Origin of the sequence: Labrenzia sp. C1B70 (assembly GCF_000475395.1) — a bacterium.
In the GTDB taxonomy this organism is placed as follows: domain Bacteria; phylum Pseudomonadota; class Alphaproteobacteria; order Rhizobiales; family Stappiaceae; genus Roseibium; species Roseibium algicola.
In genome coordinates, this window is sequence record NZ_AXCE01000028.1 from 21,075 (window position 1) to 37,014 (window position 15,940).

The 15,940-nt window shown below is 60.4% G+C and carries 10 protein-coding genes; all 10 read right to left on the bottom strand.

From position 1 onward, the window contains the following. Positions 1 to 7 precede the first annotated feature (7 nt). The 10 genes from Q666_RS54255 to Q666_RS54300 all read right to left on the bottom strand — a co-directional run bounded on the left by Q666_RS54255 (position 8) and on the right by Q666_RS54300 (position 15,881). The gene (locus Q666_RS54255; RefSeq protein ID WP_023003334.1) at positions 8 to 1,351 is read right to left on the bottom strand and encodes a polysaccharide pyruvyl transferase family protein; all 1,344 of its coding nucleotides are present in this window, start codon (positions 1,349 to 1,351) and stop codon (positions 8 to 10) included. Positions 1,352 to 1,392: 41 nt separating this feature from the next. After that, positions 1,393 to 4,194, bottom strand: coding sequence for a glycosyltransferase (locus Q666_RS54260; protein ID WP_023003333.1), 2,802 nt, complete (start codon positions 4,192 to 4,194; stop codon positions 1,393 to 1,395). 6 nt (positions 4,195 to 4,200) lie between these two features. Next, positions 4,201 to 5,730 carry a DUF6212 domain-containing protein gene (locus Q666_RS54265; protein ID WP_031270447.1) on the bottom strand — a complete coding sequence of 510 codons (1,530 nt, stop codon included), beginning with the start codon at positions 5,728 to 5,730 and terminating at the stop codon, positions 4,201 to 4,203. A 234-nt stretch (positions 5,731 to 5,964) separates the two neighbouring features. Further along, complete coding sequence (locus Q666_RS54270) at positions 5,965 to 7,152, bottom strand: polysaccharide pyruvyl transferase family protein (protein ID WP_031270444.1); 1,188 nt, start codon at positions 7,150 to 7,152, stop codon at positions 5,965 to 5,967. Positions 7,153 to 7,171: 19 nt separating this feature from the next. Beyond that, positions 7,172 to 8,509, bottom strand: a complete 1,338-nt coding sequence (locus Q666_RS54275; protein ID WP_023003330.1) for a glycosyltransferase family 4 protein — start codon at positions 8,507 to 8,509, stop codon at positions 7,172 to 7,174. Further along, positions 8,506 to 10,767, bottom strand: a complete 2,262-nt coding sequence (locus tag Q666_RS54280; RefSeq protein ID WP_023003329.1) for a hypothetical protein — start codon at positions 10,765 to 10,767, stop codon at positions 8,506 to 8,508. Before Q666_RS54280 ends, Q666_RS54275 begins: the two co-directional genes overlap by 4 nt. Positions 10,768 to 10,773: 6 nt before the next feature. After that, positions 10,774 to 11,568: a hypothetical protein gene (locus tag Q666_RS54285; protein WP_145903541.1), complete on the bottom strand. Its 795-nt coding sequence runs from the start codon at positions 11,566 to 11,568 to the stop codon at positions 10,774 to 10,776. A gap of 10 nt (positions 11,569 to 11,578) precedes the next feature. Then, positions 11,579 to 12,835: a glycosyltransferase family 4 protein gene (locus tag Q666_RS54290; protein WP_023003327.1), complete on the bottom strand. Its 1,257-nt coding sequence runs from the start codon at positions 12,833 to 12,835 to the stop codon at positions 11,579 to 11,581. Continuing rightward, complete coding sequence (locus Q666_RS54295) at positions 12,835 to 13,674, bottom strand: class I SAM-dependent methyltransferase (protein WP_023003326.1); 840 nt, start codon at positions 13,672 to 13,674, stop codon at positions 12,835 to 12,837. Before Q666_RS54295 ends, Q666_RS54290 begins: the two co-directional genes overlap by 1 nt. Further along, on the bottom strand, positions 13,671 to 15,881 hold the full coding sequence (locus Q666_RS54300) for a glycosyltransferase family 2 protein (protein WP_023003325.1): 2,211 nt from the start codon (positions 15,879 to 15,881) through the stop codon (positions 13,671 to 13,673). Before Q666_RS54300 ends, Q666_RS54295 begins: the two co-directional genes overlap by 4 nt. Positions 15,882 to 15,940 lie beyond the last annotated feature (59 nt).

Sequence of the window (15,940 nt, forward strand, 5' to 3'; positions counted from 1 at the left end):
GAACCGGTCAGCTCGCCAGTTTCGCGCCGGCGTCCGGCGATGTCTTCTCGCGAAGCTTCAGCTCCAGGTTCCACGCGCGGCTGCGCAGGGTCTCGATCTCGCTGGTCATGAAATCGACCTCGCCCCGGAACCAGTCGGTTACTTCCTCGGTCGTCTGGTCGATCTTCACAAGGTTCGGCTTGACCAGCGGCTGCTCAGGCGGCGAGGCCACCGGTTTTGCGAGCACGTGGTTGAGGCCGTTCTCGGTGAGGAAGCGATGGTACTCGGCATAATTCAGCCGGTAGACATGCTGAACCTTGGAGAAGTCGGCACTCTCGAAGATCTTTTCCAGGTTGATCGGCATGTAATCTTCGATCTCGACGGAAGGGATCGCGAACAGCGTCGACAATTCACGAATGCGGGAATCGTAGGTGAAGAACACCGCGGGAATGCCCTGGTGCAGGCCGATGACGTTGCCGTGGAGGCGGAAGCCGACCAGAACGTCGACATTGTCCCGCGCATCTGCCGCCCATTCATCAACGTCGAAGAATGCCTGCATCCGCTCGCTCATCAGCGCCTCGACATCCTTGTCGCCCTCCAAATTGTACTTTCCGAGGATCGAACGGATATGCTTCTGCTTGGCTTCGCCGGTCTCGAAGATTGCCAGTGTTTCCTCGCGCTCGCCCTGGGAATAGAGACGATTGGCCGGCCGCTTGGCCACAGCCTCGATGAGCGCCCGTTGCATGCGGTTGGTCTTGGTGGCGTTGGACGCATAGTCGGCGGAAAGATACTTGTTCAGCGTCAGACCGACACGAGCGTTGGCCGGATCCAGCGGCTTGATCTCGATGGACGGCCTCAGATTGCGGTAGAAGCTCGGGCAGCCGATGATCCGGATGTTCTTGATGCCGATGTCGTTGAAGACCTCGGCGCTGTAGACACCGCGTACGCCGATCGTTTCGCATTTGTCGGCGATGATCTTCCAGGCCTCGATGCTGCCTTTCGGCATTTCCAGCTTCTTGTATTTCGCCGCCTGGGCGCCGACACCCACCGGAACGATCGGACCCTTGAGCTTCTTCAGGAGCGGAATGACATTGCCGATATCGACCGTCTCTGTGAGGTAGTTGGATCCGCGAATGACGGTGGCGTCATAATCGTCGGTCGGCCAGAGTTTCTCGTCGGCCGCATGGGCGAACTGCACGTTGGTGATCTGGTCGTAGGCAAGTGCCTTCAACATCGCGTCATAGACGAGAACGTCGCCCGTGTTGATCCCGCCGCGTGCAAAGGTCGACAGGGGATCATCGATTTTCAGAAATGCCGACTTGTTGCCCGGCTTGACGGCAGCGCCGCCGTTGAGAACGAAGAGCTTCTTCATGTGAACTGCACCTTTCAAAAATGTGGGCTCGGGCCCTTCGATTACCGGACGGACGTCTGACGTCCGCGTTGCTGCCAGAGCGTTGCTCCGTCAGCGGCACTCCCCCGGACGGTCGTTTCGGATGAACTGGAAATCTGCGCCACCGGCGCCTTGGTTCGGCGGATGCTTTGCAGGCGATCCGGGAACCAGTTGTGCAATTGCCGCAGGAACGGCTGCAGGCTCTTTTCCCAACTGCGCTCTGCACTGCGCTGTGACGCATTGGTCGAAAGGGTTCGAAGCAGCCTTTCCGACTTTGCCAGTGTTTCGAGCGCCGTGATCAGATCATGGGTCACCACGCCATCGTCAGAGGAGCGCAGCAACAGGCCATCAACCTTGTTCTCGATCAGCTCGCTTACGGCCCCCACATCGGTGGCGACAGGCACACAGCCAAGACGTTGTGCCTCGATGATCGTGAGCGGCGCACCTTCCCATCTGGACGGCAACACGAAGGCATCGGCCCAGGCCAGCAGTCGGCTGAGCCTGCGACTGTCATAGATCGGCGGATCGACGCGGATACCGAGTTCGGCAAACCGCTCCTTCCAGGAACCGCCTGCCCCGGCGTCCATGACGTCGGAACCGACAATGCGCCAGTCGATGTCGACACCCTTGCGCTTCAGGGCACGAGCCGCAGCAAAGATCCGCTCGATGCCTTTCTGCCTGTCCAGCCGCCCCAGGAAGACAGCCCGCAGACGGCCATCGCGGTCTTGCTGACGGTTGTCCGACAGCCGTTTGGCCTCTTCCGGCGCCATCGGGTAACCGGCGGCATTCGGAATATGAAGCAGCTTGGCAACAGGCACACCCATGCCGTGCAGCCACTCGGCCATGTCCCGCGAGCAGGTCAGCACGCTGTCGTAGATATGCTCATAGGCAAGCGTCAGATAGGGATGGCCCGCCGGACGGCCGAGTTCGGAACTGTCCAGCACATGCACGTAGTTGACGACCTTGACCCCGCGCCGGCGAAGTTCGCCGAAAATGGCATTGGCCGGGGCAAGCTGGTTGTTGATCACCACATCAAGGCCGGAAAGGAACCCGAGAACCTGTTCGGCCCGCGCGTTTTCGTCATGCCCCATCAGCAACTCGTGGCCGGAGAACATGTTGGGACCACCCCACAGAGGATAGTCGTCGGCCAGAAAGTTGATGGTGTCGAACACCCCGTCGTTGTCGGAGATGTGGTTGTAGACCGGCTTTCCGAACACATAGAGATGGACTTCGCACCCGGCTTTTTTCAGAACCCGGGCAGCCGCGTAGGCAACCTTCTCGACACCGCCGAACGTGGCGATCGGCAACAACAGACCGACCCTGAGGGGCGCGCCCTCACGGCCAAGACGCGGCATGATCGGGGCTGCTCCCGCACTGTGTCGCAGCAGCTCGAAATACTTGCTGCGGTTCGGGAAGTAGGCAGAACGCCAGATCCAACGTTCACCAGGCCCATGGCGATAGCCGGACTCGCGCAGGGCCCCCAGCGTGGCCAGAAGGCTGTTGGTGGCAGACAGGGCGGTGCCCTGAATGTCTTCCGCCGAGAACGGCCCACGCACGACGACTTCGGCTATCTTCGGTGCCGGATTGGCACCTCTCAATGTCCGGATCCAGTCGTCGGACTTGTCCTCGACACATTGCTTCATGATGTCGAGCGAACACATCCAGCCAAGCGGCTTCTTGGCAAGTTCCTTGCCTTCACCCAGCTCGTTCACTTCAATGGCCAGCCGGTCCTTGTCGCTTTCGAACCGAAGCGCGACAAAATGATGGGACGCCGACAGGCGCTCGGTCAGCCACAAGACGTTGTGCAGCAGACCGCAGCTTTTCAGCGCGTCCCTGTGTGCCGGCGACATCCACAGCCAGAACGGAGGTACGCCGTAGGTTTCCGGTTCGGCCTGCGCTGCCCAGAAGGTCTTCACGAATTCCTCGATGCTGCGCTTCTTGTGCGCAACGACAGGATCGGTGAAGAGATCGACCAGGTAGGTATCTGCTCCGAATGCGACGAACCGTGGTGCTTCCTCGTGCTCCCAGCCAAGCAGCGTCTCGGTGGAGAACAGCTTCTTGTGCTTGTCCTTGATGTATCCAAGGATGCTGTCACGGGTTCGGTTGGAATCGCGCAACATGCTTTCGGCGCGCTGGCGGTACTCGAAGCCGAAGAAGGGATAGTTCGCTCCCTTGAAGCCATGAGAAATCGCCTGCAGCCAGAAATCCCAATCCTCGAAGCCGGACTTCATGCTCTCGTCGAAACGAACCCCGGCGTCGAGGAGGGATCTGGAGACCAGGCTGCCGGCCTCGCAGATATTGTCGAAGGTAACGTGCAGAAGGCGCGAATATTCCGCCGTGTAGTTGCCGTTCCACTCGATCCCGAACTTGTCGATATTGGGATAGACCCAATCCACGCCATCACTGGATTTCATGAAGTCGAGAAGAACGCGGATCGCCGAGGGCGTGATCCGGTTGTCGGCATCCAGGAAATAGACCGCTTCCAGATCGGAGAAGCTGCGCAAGGCAAAGTCGATGCCGTAGTTGCGCGCAGAACTCAGACCGCCGTTGGCCTTCCGCAGGTAATAGACATTGTCGTAGGCGAGCGCATAGGCCCGCCCCGTTTGCCCCGTTTCGGGAAAGGGGCAACCATCGTCAACGATCACGACCGCGATGTTGAACGGCGCCTGCTGGGCCAATGCCGCGTCGATGGCCTCGGTCAGAAGGACCGAGTGCTTGTAGACCGGAATGACGATGGCGACCGTGGCCGAAGCCGTGCCGGAACCGCCGAACTGTGCGTAACGCACATTCGGCAAGCCCGGTCTTGATCCAGTGTGCTGGAGCATGCCGGCCTACCCGCTCACGACAGCGCGGAAGTTGGCGAATTTCGCCCAGGCAAAATCGTTACCGGTCGTTTCGTTCATCCGGGTGGCAAAATAGACATTCTGCCAGACCCCGATCCGTTCACCTGCAAAGGCGCTCAGATGTGCCGTCTCGCCGTAGCTGACGGTTTTCCAGCCGGAAAACGCCTCGCCGACCGACTGTTCACGCTCTCCCTTGAAGAGCGCCTTGGCCGCGCCAAGGTCCTTGGCAACCACAATGGCGAAATCGATATCGGCGGCGCGGCTGTTGTCGATGAACGCCTTGGCGGACATGCGGATCACCTGCGGTGGACAAGCTGCCGGAAGTTGCCCGATGGTCATGCCTTCCGCAGGCGGGTGACAGCCGATGGCGCGTTCCGTCGGCAACGGCATGATCGCTTCGAAATCGAAGGACACCTCATCGGAATTGGCAAGGCTTGCGTGCTCCAGGATGCCCGGGGCGATCGGCATGTCACGGAAGCCTTCGTCCAGGTTCACCTGTTGCGACTGCGCCGGAATGTAGTTGGCGTGCGGCGGCATGGAAACGCCCGGAATGCCACCCCACACCTGAAGGGCGAGACTGTTCTTGAGGACCGACAAGCCGTTGGCGGCATCGCGCACATGGAACATTTCAACCGGCTGCAGACCACCGACGGACAGAAGCGGTACCTCGTCCTCGGTCTCTTCAACCTGCATGCGGAATTCCAGCGTTCTGCGCAGGCCCGCAGTCGAGCGCGACAGGCCGAAGATGTTCCAGCCCGTGGACAGATCGCCACTGGAGAAATGCCAGGTATCAACGATCCTCTGGTCCTCCAGCGTCATCAACTGGGCACGCAGCTTGATGTCGGGACGGCTGCCGGTCTGTTCGACATGCACCGCCACTCCGCTGACACCGGAACTGGGCACCGGCAGGATCTGGCTGACACCATCGACGGAGGCACTTGCCAGCACATTCGGATTGAGCGGGTTTTCGGCCGGTTCGTTGCTGAACAGGAGATCCAGCGGCTGCAGACCATGCCGGTTGAGGAACGCTTCAAGTGCGGCAAACCGGTTCTGCAGGTCGTCGTTCAGGCTGCGAAGTGTCTTCAGCTCCTTGCTGGACAGAACCAGGCGCCGTGCACCCGATTTCACATGATCGGCAACCAGCCCGACCATCGAGGAAACAGCCTCCACTTCACCGCCACGACCCCAACCGATAACCGGTGGCAACTGAACCACACCGCGTTGCTGCATCCATTTGTGCAGTTCGTCCTTTGCATCCATTGCAGCCGGATCCACGATCACGGCCAGTGGCAGAAGCGGCGCTTCCGACACCTGGTACCGGCCTGCGCTCTCGTCGGAAAACAGGGCGAAGTCGTCTTCGACACCCTCGAACCAGACCGTCTTGACCGCCTCGAGCAACGGCCCGGGAATGTCCTGCCTTGATACGCCCACGACGATCAAGGTCAGCTCCTTCAGCAGCAGCATCTCACGCGTAGCGTTGTGAACGGGAAACGTGTCTTGTGTAGCCACGACTGTCATGCAAGCCCCCATCTGAACTGTGAAGCGTCCCCCTGCCGGAGATCCGCTTGCTCAACTAATATACATGCACAAGATTTATGTTTGTTTGTGACAATAATGCGGCGCAACATAGAATTATGTAAATATATTTATCTACTTATTGCTTTTCACAAAATATAGATTCATTTCTATCGCAATATTACTCAAATAATACGAATAAAATACTTCAAAATTCGAAATGATATTCTTATCAAGTCACATGAGAGCCACCACCTTCCGCTGCTGCGCCGGCGCACGCTCCCGCATGACATGCGGCACATTGTTTTCGCTCAGGAAGTCACCCATGGCGTAATAGGTGGCCTCATAGGCCCGGTTGAACCGGTCAAAGAGGCCCTGATCCCAATAGTCGCTCAGGCGGAACACCTTCTCGCTGAAGACGTCGAAGCTCGGGATCCGGAACGTCTCCGCAAATTCGCGCGTGCGGCTGTCGTAGGTGAAATAAAGCGCCGGGACGCCATTGGCCAAAGCCATCAGGTTGCCATGGAGGCGATACCCGAGCACCAGGTCGCAGGCTTTGACGCAGGCATCATAGTCCGCGACAACGTCGGAATAGAACATGGAGTTGCGGTAGAGGCACTCGATGTCGTCGTCCAGATACCACTCGCCAACCCAGGCATTCTCCCGAAGCGAGGAAATCGCCTGGTCCTTTTGCGCAGGCGTTCCAAGTACCAGCTTCTTCTCCTCCAGCTCGCCCTGAGCCATCAGAACGGTATCGAAGCGGGCCGCAACCGACTTGATCAGGTCGCGATGGAACGTGAGATACTGCCGGATATCCCTGGCGTATGCCGGCGACACTTCGCGCCGCACGGTCAGGCCGACTTTCCGGATACGGTCGATCTCGGGCAGCGTGATCCTCAGACCGGGGTCGTTGTGGCGAAATGCCGTCGGGCAACCGATGATCCGCGTGTTGGAAATTCCGATGTCTTCCAGCACCTCGGCGGTGTAGGCACCGCGAACGCCGACAGATGTCGTCGAACCTGCAATCAGGCGCAGGACATTCTTCGTGGCATCCGACAGCACAAGCTTGCCGTCCACCGGCGCCTGGGCACCAATTCCGAAAGCCAGAACCGGAAGCCCGAGCCGGCGCAGCACCTGCTCCGCCATTTCCCAGTCCATCTCGCCGTGAATGTAGTTGGACCCGCGCAACACGACATAGTCGAATTCATCCCGCAACCGGTCAACTTCCGCCGGGTTGAATTCGCGGATCGTCAGGGTTTCGAGCCTGTCGTACTTCAGCAGTTTCAGCGAGGAATCGAAAACGAAGGCATCGCCGATATTGTGATAGTGGTTCAGGTTGCGCTGAATGTCCTGATGGCTGTACCAGCGGACATTGTTGTGATCGTAGACTTCGCCGGACGGTATCATCACCAGAACGCGTGTCATTCCATATTCCTTTGTCTTCTCAGGCGCTTTGCTTGAGGGCACCGGGACGAGACGCGAGGCCGCCATCTAGAACCTCGCGATAAAGGGTCACGTGCTCGCCGGCACTTTCGAGATGCGTTTTGGGTGGTCTGATGCCCGTCCGCAGACGCTGCCACAGACCCGGATCGCGCAAGGCCTCGGCCATGCGGTCCGCCAGGTCTTCCGGGCTTGCCGGCCGGGCATGCAGTCCATCGACCTTGTCGCGAACCTTTTCGGCCATGCCACCGATGCCGCTGCAGATAACCGGACGCCCATGGAAGAACGCTTCCTGAATGATCACAGGTGAGTTCTCCCACCATACGGACGGCATCATCACCCAGTCCGTTTGCCGGATCAGCGACGGCATATCCTTGTTCTGGTAGCTGCCGGCGAAGCGCACGCGTGATCCTGCCGCTTCCAGAAGCTCTGAAATTCGACTGCGAAACGCTTCGGGCTGACGTTCAAGATTGCCGCCATGAATGGTCAGCGTGGCATCTTCCCCCCAGATGCTTTCGGGAACTCGATGGACTGCATCCAGAAGTACATCCACCCCCTTGTAGGGCGTCATCTGGCCGAAGAACGCAAAACGGTTCCGCCGGCCACCGGCCGCCACGGAACGCTGCGCCGCCTGTTCGCTCACGTTCAGGCCGTTTTCGATAACGGTCATCTTGTCCGCCGGCAGCCCCCAGGCGACATAGCGGTCCGCCAGGAAACGGCTGGGCGAGATGTAGCCATCAGCAAGCCCGAGCATGGACTTGATGAACTGCCGCCGGCGCAGGAAACTGGCCGGCGAAATCTCCGGAAAGCAACCGTTGCAGGCAATCGGCGTGGCCGCCTCGCAGAGTTTGTGGCCACCTGCTTTGACCATTTGCCCATGATGATGGCAGATGGACAGGAACTCGTGGAAAGTCACCAGAATGGTGGCGTCCGGCAAGGCGTCGCGCACCGTGTAGAGTGTCTCTAGCCCGAAGCCGATGAAATGATGGAAATGCACCACGTCCGGACGCAGGGTGCGCACAAACCGCCGCAGGTCCCTGTGCAGGTCTCCGGTGTTGCGGTTGGACACCAGGAACGGGTCGTAGTCGTCAGCGTGGAAAAGCAGCTCGTCATCGGCGTCATCGACCCCCATCAGCGCGGACTGGCCGTGCCGCGGATAGCCGTCACCAACCCGCGCCAGGAAGAACGATTGTGTTCCCGGCAGGGCCTTCAGGCCCTGGTGCAGATTGTAGGAAGCCACTTCCGCTCCGCCGAGTGACAGTGTCGGATGGCCATGAGAAATGACGAGCACGCGCAGAGCCGCGGCCTTGGAAGGTGTTCTTTCCTCGTGAGCATCCGTCATCGGATATCCTCTGCCAGGTCAGCAAGAAACGGAGACCAGGTTCGCTCGAAACTGCGGCGATCGAGTTCTGAAACCAGTTTTTTCCAGGACCGCTCTCCCGGGCGACCGTCCTCGGCGTGGATCATCTCCACCTGAGGCACCCAGAGCGAACCGATGCCCGACAGTTTCAGCCGCAGGGCGGCATCGAGCCCTTTCTCGTCCGTGCCAAGATATTTCCTTGAAAAGCCCCCCGCTTCCGTCAGGGCCGATCTCGGCAGCACACAGCAATCGAACGGTGCCGCGGCAGCAGGGCTGACATCCGCGCCATGAAGTGTCCGGCGCGGGTAACCAAGATAATGCTGCTTCAACAGATAGCGGCCGTCTTCCGGCTCGATCCAGGCACCGCCCCATCTGATGGTTTCGTCTTCATAGAGCAGCGTGGGCGCTGCAATACAGCTAGCATCCTGTGCCTGAAACGCCGCAAGCAGCGGCTCCAGCCAGCCCGGACCGCGCGGCAACACGCCGGAAGACAGACAAACAACCGTCTCCGCCGGTGAGGCCTCGACGCCCGCCTGAAGCGCATCGAGCGCGTCCTCGACGTGGTCCGCCAGCACCAGGCGGACGGCGAGACCGTAGAAACCGGCAAGTTGCCTGAAGTCTTCAACCTGCTCCAGCGCATCATCCTGCGAGGCAACCAGGACCACCGGCGCGCTCCGCAGCAGCGGATCAAGCACACACAGCGACAGCAGGACACGTGATTTCTCGAAATTTCCGTCGAGACCGATCACAAGGGCAAACGCGGCGTTTTCATCCACAGGCCCGAAGTCGATCGTCTCGACGATGACTGGTTCGGGCGCATCATTGGCCTGCAAAACCGGCAGAAGATGGCGCTCCAGAAAATCAGGACGGAATGCCGTTGCCGGATCCAGCCCGGAAAGAAGTCGCCTTAGCGCGGAACGCGGCGAAGCCCTGCCAAGCGCCAGCGGAGCAAAGGCGGACCTGCCATCCTTCAGCACGATCTCCAGATACGTACCCTCGGTGCCGGACATTTCCTCGGCAGGCACATGAACAAGGAACCCGTGCCGTTGCAGTGCATCCGGCCCGTTCAGAAAGGGTGACAATGTTTCGAAAGCGCTTGTCACGTCGGGCCGCAGCTGCGTCGTCCAGCGCGTGTCGAGGCGACAACTCATGCAGCCCGAACGCAGGAAGACCGTCTCGACACGGTCTTCCGGATTGAGCAGCCAGCCCGACAACAGGACGCCGGCCCGATCCAGTGAAGCGCTGAAATCGATACCGACACGAACCGGGACGTCGAGCTCGCTAACCGTTTCCCGGCCATCGAACCGCCGGCCCGCCAGCTCCAGCCGGGCCCTGCCGTCACCCGCGGGGGAGAGCTTCGGCAGAAGGGCCCGTATGTGGGAGGGAAGAGCCCGGGCCGGCGGCATCGTCCTGTGTTCATGAACCTCGACCACGCTCCATCCGGCGCGGCCACGAAAGAAAACCTTGCGAAGTTGCGCGGTATCAAGACCGCCCTCAACCTCGAGCAAACCGGCAAAACCATGTGCCTTGCCACCGGTGTCCTTGCGCTCGAAAAGACTTCCGGCCAGCTGACCGAGTTTCAATGCGCCGTCGAAAACAAACACCCGGCTGGTTCCCACCGGCATGCCCTTGGCCCACCCCTGGAGGTAGATATCTCCGGCGTCGAAGACACCCAGCACCTCGATGAAACCGTCGCGTCCCGCGACAGCATCGACAAGTCTGGCGGCCGTTTGCATTGCCTGAAGTGTGGTTCCCGCGCCAAGCAATGCCTGGACCAGGCCGTCAACGATGTCCGGCACCGATTGAGGTGACAGCTCACCGACACTGTTGAGGAAGCTCTTGAGATCTTCTGCCTGATGCCTGACGCCATAGGGGTAGGCATGCCCCTGGCTGCGGATCGTCACCCGGTCAGGCAGGGTGGCAGAACCTGGCACCGGAGACAGGATAGCGATGAACGGACGCTTTTTTCCCGAAAGGCCGTTTCCGGCTGGCAGCACCGTCACCGTGCAGGGTACAACCATCTTCGGGTCTTCGTTGAGGATAGCCGGCACCCCGCCGGCAAAGGCTTCCCCCACCCCGGCGATCAACAGAGTTTCGCGGTCGAGGTTGACGTAAAGAACCGAATGACCGTCGAGTGGAACCTGCGCCCCTGCGCTCCCCTGCGCCTTCAGCGCGGGCGCCTGCCGCTCCGCTCTCGCGGGCAGCTTCTTCACGCCTTCCAGGGTGACGACAGGCTCCATCGTTGCTTACCTCCAGAGACCGCCTGCGGCGGCAAACAGCATGCCCCCGACAAACCCGAGAAGGATCGCCAGCAGCAGGATATGAACCTTGAGGTTGTTGCGGCTCTTTTCTCCAAGGACCTTCAACCGGTCATCGAACCCCTTCAGCGTCGTATCGAAACGCAGCAGGAAGACTTCCAGTTCCTTGACCTTCTGGGAGAGGTCGCCCTGGCCGTTTTTCAGAAGGGACATGGCTTCGCCAAGTTCGCCCTCGTTCGATGCCAGCGCATCGATCCGCTGTACCGTCTCGCGCAAGACCGCCGTTGCATCACGCTGGCCAACAGCGCTTTGGCGCTGCGCCACGATCAGCCGGTCGACTTTCTCCATCACCACTGCCAGAGGCATGGCGACGGCAGCTTCCGCGGCGCGTTCTTCTGCGCTCGGGCGCGGCAACTTCAGTTGCGCTTCCCCCTTGGGGGTTTCCGCCACAACAGTCAGACCGCCAGGTGCTGCGGCAACGGCCTGGGGCAACTCGATATCGAACGCATAATGGCCGTCGCCGATGCCGTTGCGCTTCAAGTCGATGCGCTGGGTTTCGGCAACCTTGCTGAGAACTCGCTCACCGTCGTGGAAGACGTGGATTGTCATGCGGTCGCTCGGGCTCGACGCATCCCAGGCCCAGCCGAGCAGACGACCGTTTTCGAATGCATCGACACGCCCCTGAAGCCGTGCGGAAACGGCCTGTTCCCTGGCCTCCGCAACAGCTTGCGGCGGCTTGGCGTCCGATCCGGGTTTTACCTGTTCAAGAGGGGTTACACTCATTCCGTTTTCCTCAGGCAGCAGGTTCACGCGCCGCGGTTTGCCGGTCGGCAAACAGGCGCAGATATTGTTCGGCAACAGCGCTGACGGACAGTGGCTTGCGGATGTTGGCTGCAAGTTTCCGGTACTGCGCGGCATCTCCGGCAGCTGTCGCCATCTCGATTGCCAGGCCGACCGGATCGTTCTTGCGCACATGCAGGCCATCGACGCCGTCCCTGACGGCCTCGGCCATGCCGCCGACACCGCAGGTGATCACCGGCCGTCCGTGCTGCTGTGCTTCTGCAATGACCAGCGGCGCGTTTTCCCACCACAGCGAAGGCACCACGACCCAGTCCACGGGCTCCATGAGACCGGCGACATCATCAGGTTTGTAAGCCCCCAGGCGCTGCACTCTGGGTGCGGTTTCCTCGAACAGCTTTTCGATGCGTTTGACGAATTCCTGGTTCTGGAAGGGAGCACCGCCATGGACCCGCAGCTCGAATTCCATGTCCTTTTCCACCAACAGCTTTGCCGCCTGCAGCAGAACCTCGACACCCTTCCAGGGGGTCAGGTTTCCGAAATAGCCGAACACGGTTTTGGGCGTGTCGTCAGCCGACCGGCTCTTGGCCGGTGCCGCGTCCGGCCTGCCATTTCGAATGATCCTGATTTTCTCCGGCGGCAGGCCCCAGCGCACATAAACGTCACGCAGAAACGCGCTTGGAGATACGAACTCGTCGACGGCTTCCAGATGCGTCTTGATGAACCGCTCGCGCAGACGCATGTCGTTCGGCTTTGCTTCGGGCAGGCACTTGCACAGTCCTCCCGACCCAAGCGCGGCACAGGCTTCGTCCGGGCTTTTCATCAGGACGCCGTCGTTGGCGCAGATCGCGTAATAGTCGTGCAGCGTCATAACGATGCGCACGTCGGGCAGCACCCGGCGGATAAGAACCGGCAGTTCGACACCGAACAGCAGCAAATGGTGGATATGGACCACATCCGGCCGGAAGCTTTCCAGCAGTGTCCGCATGTCCGGTACAAAGGCTTGCAGATCGATCTGGCTCATGTTGAACCGGTCGAAATGACCAGCCCACATCAGCAACTCGTCGCCGCTGTCGCTGATCGCCTGAAAGCTGGTACCCGGATGCGGCTCGCGGTGCAGATGGTTGGTCGCACCCACAAACAGTGACTGGTGCCCGGCCTTGCGATAGGCCCTTGCCAGGTCAAGCGCGACCGTCTCCGTCCCGCCGGGGTGAAGTTCCGGATGATTATGCGCGAAGACAAGGATCCGCATCAGGACACCCCCCGCGACGTTTTCACGGCAACGAAAAAGTCCTGGTAATGCGGAGCCCCGTTGCCGCCGCGCCAGTGCCCGAACCGCTTCAGGGCGATTTCGAATCCCGCCGTCTCCAATGCCCTGTCGAGGAAACCATCATCGAAGGCGACCGCTGCGAGCGGCGCTTGCGGGTTGCCGTACCAGGCAGGTCCCTCGCCGTCGCGTCGGAACACGACACGAGGGATCAAGCCTTCGCCGCGGTCCGGCGCAATCACGAAAGCCGACAGAAACAACCTGCCTCCCAGCTCCATGAGGCGCGAGATTTCGCGGAAATAGGGCAGGATCTCTTCCGACGGCAGATGGGTGACCACCGATGTCATGATGGCAAAATCGAACGAGCCGTTGGCGAACGGCAGGGCAATCTCCGTGCCGCGGATATAGCCGTCGGGATTGTAGAGAGCGTTGGCGATATCCAGATGCATGAACCGGAAATTGGGATAGACCGATCCGATGTTGCGCGTACACCATTGAATGCCCGCCGATGCCGGATCGATACCCACATATCGGGCGGTGTCCGGATCCAGATACTGGGTCAGAGGCACTGCCATCCGGCCAATGCCGCAACCGACATCAAGCACCCGCTCATGCGCGCGCAAGCCCCCAAGGTCGATAAAGTGGCCCAGAAACTCCGTGCCGATGGCAAGATAGTCACCATCTCCGACGAAGTTGTCCTCGCTCGGGGGAACCGGCAGGAACCTGTTACGGCCGATGTAACCTTGCAGGTCTGCAATCCGCTCACTGCCGAGTGGGGATGTGACCAGACTGGTGGCATCCTTGATGAGAACCGGCGAATTCATGCACTCAGCCCTTTTTCACGCCGCTCCGCAGCTTCCATCAAGGCAACGATATCGTCCTGCCAGCGGGACTGGTGGAGCCAGCGATTGTATTGAGAGGCGACACCGCGCGTGTAATCTTCGTTCTTGCGAATGGAAACACGCTCGAAGTGGTAGAGTTCGACGTCGCCCAGATAGTAGATCTTGCGATTCAACTTACGGAGTTTCAGGCACAGGTCGCTGTCTTCGTAGTCACCGACGATGAAGTCCGTCGTGAACCCTCCCACCGTCTCGAAATCGGCTTTCGACAGAACGAGGCAAGCACCGGTTACCCCCGGTACCTCGCGGGAGGTGCTGGCTTCCGGAAACTGACGCGGGAAGCCCTTGTAGTAGTGATGGTTGAACCAGCGGCCCTTGTCGTCCTGGATAAACTTCAAACCGGCATGCTGAATGGCGTTGTCTGCATAGAGCAGCTTGCCGCCTACAGCCGCGACCTGCTCGTCCATCATCAGGCTGGCACACAGCTGTTCGAGCCAGCCGGCCTCGACCGGCACGACATCGGAATTGATCATCGCCAGATAGCGCCCGCGCGCCGCTTCCGCACCTGCATTGCAGGCAAGCGCATAGCCGCCGTTACGTTCCATCACGACGAGACGAACGGGAAGGCCATAAAGAAGATGGAACCCGGCGAGCAGGTCCTCCACATGGGTTACCTGCTCGGGAGAGTCGAGCACGAAAATCACCTCGGCGTTCTCCGCCAGCCAGCTGTCGGCGGAAAACGCTGCAAGCTGCGCCTTGATGAACTCGAACACCTTGTAAAGCGGGATCACGATCGACACGGTCGGATCAGCAAGCGGTTTGCCGAACAGAACTTCGGACGGTTCACCGACTGATTGCCGGAAACGCGACTGGATATCGGACAAGACATTCGACAGGCATGTCGCCAGAACCTCGTCGCTCGCATGGCGCGGTGTCACGACGGAAAGCGCCTTCGCCCTCGTGTCGGGAATGTCACCCGGCTGCGGTGGCGGCACCAGCAGTTCCCGCTCACCCGATGCCAAACGGACTTCGAACCGGGGCTGCAGATTGTGTTGAAGCGCCCTGCCGACCGGTGCAAACGCGACAAAGCGCTTTATCGCGTAACCGCCCTGGGTTTCCGGCAGAACGCCATCGAACGTGTGTAGCTCAAGCGCAACCGGACCGGCGTCACCGGCAAGAATATCGAGCCCCTGATAGACGCGGGCGGGATCGCGCAGCCAGCCACCGACCAGGACACCGGCTTCGCAGGCGACAGCGGTTTCCACTGCACAAAAGGAGCCGGTTTCTGACAGCGAGCCATGCCGGCGCGCCGGCAAGGGATCGCTCACCTGCAGGTCCCGTATGGCAGCACGCGCCTCATCGGATTTGGCGCCGACGTCCGACACCAGGTAATCCCGCACTTCCGGCAGCTTGCGCGCATTGGTAGCCCACCATGCACCGACAGTGCGCCTCACGTTGTCGGTAGCCAGTTTCCGGATCGCCAGACCCCAGCTTCCGGACAGCACCAGAAAACCGTTGGCAGGTGGCTGCGGCATGTCGACGGCACCGAGGAACAACCTGCTCTTGCCGCCGTTGTAGGGCGTGTTGCACGTTCCGCTGTCCAACCGCAGAACACCCGTATCACCGATCACGACCGCTGTTTTGATGTCGGTGCTGTCGCTGTTGATGAGAGTTTCCAGCAACCGGACGGAACCGATGCTCGCGACAGCATCCACAACCGGCGGCGCATCGTTGACGGAGCGCAGCAGCTCTCTTGCAAAATTGACGAAACTGCGGGAACGCCCCAGCCGGAACATGCCGGACCAGGCGCTCAGGAAAGTCGTGACGAAAACGGCGCAGGCGGCCTGACTGAGGCCGTTGGTAATGGCAAAGGCATCGGCGGCAGGACCAGGCTTCGCGGCGTCGACAGAAAGCGTCGCCTCGGACCCGACCGCGCCGGCGCTCAACTTCAGACTGAGCCTGGTTTTTTCCTTCAGCGAAACAGCCCATACGACTCGCGACCGGCCATCAAGCCGGTTCAGCCGGACACTCGCAATGGAGCCGAAGGACTGACCGCCCTGCTCCACAAGCCGGGGCGCAGCATTTACCTGATGCGCCGGATCCCAGACAAGAAGAAGAACCTCCGGCGTTAGTTGGAAGTAATGCGGGGACTCAAAGTCCGCCTCGGCGTATTTGCCCAGGGTCTCGAGCATCTTTGTCCATCACTGTTCTAAGGCCTGAGTTGCGGACGGCCACAGGCCACAGGCCGGTA

Excerpts from the sequence above, each read along its gene's own strand:
- Q666_RS54255 (WP_023003334.1), bottom strand. The coding sequence starts at position 1,351 with ATGAAGAAGCTCTTCGTTCTCAACGGCGGCGCTGCCGTCAAGCCGGGC.
- Q666_RS54260 (WP_023003333.1), bottom strand. The coding sequence starts at position 4,194 with ATGCTCCAGCACACTGGATCAAGACCGGGCTTGCCGAATGTGCGTTAC.
- Q666_RS54265 (WP_031270447.1), bottom strand. The coding sequence starts at position 5,730 with ATGACAGTCGTGGCTACACAAGACACGTTTCCCGTTCACAACGCTACG.
- Q666_RS54270 (WP_031270444.1), bottom strand. The coding sequence starts at position 7,152 with ATGACACGCGTTCTGGTGATGATACCGTCCGGCGAAGTCTACGATCAC.
- Q666_RS54275 (WP_023003330.1), bottom strand. The coding sequence starts at position 8,509 with ATGACGGATGCTCACGAGGAAAGAACACCTTCCAAGGCCGCGGCTCTG.
- Q666_RS54280 (WP_023003329.1), bottom strand. The coding sequence starts at position 10,767 with ATGGAGCCTGTCGTCACCCTGGAAGGCGTGAAGAAGCTGCCCGCGAGA.
- Q666_RS54285 (WP_145903541.1), bottom strand. The coding sequence starts at position 11,568 with ATGAGTGTAACCCCTCTTGAACAGGTAAAACCCGGATCGGACGCCAAG.
- Q666_RS54290 (WP_023003327.1), bottom strand. The coding sequence starts at position 12,835 with ATGCGGATCCTTGTCTTCGCGCATAATCATCCGGAACTTCACCCCGGC.
- Q666_RS54295 (WP_023003326.1), bottom strand. The coding sequence starts at position 13,674 with ATGAATTCGCCGGTTCTCATCAAGGATGCCACCAGTCTGGTCACATCC.
- Q666_RS54300 (WP_023003325.1), bottom strand. The coding sequence starts at position 15,881 with ATGCTCGAGACCCTGGGCAAATACGCCGAGGCGGACTTTGAGTCCCCG.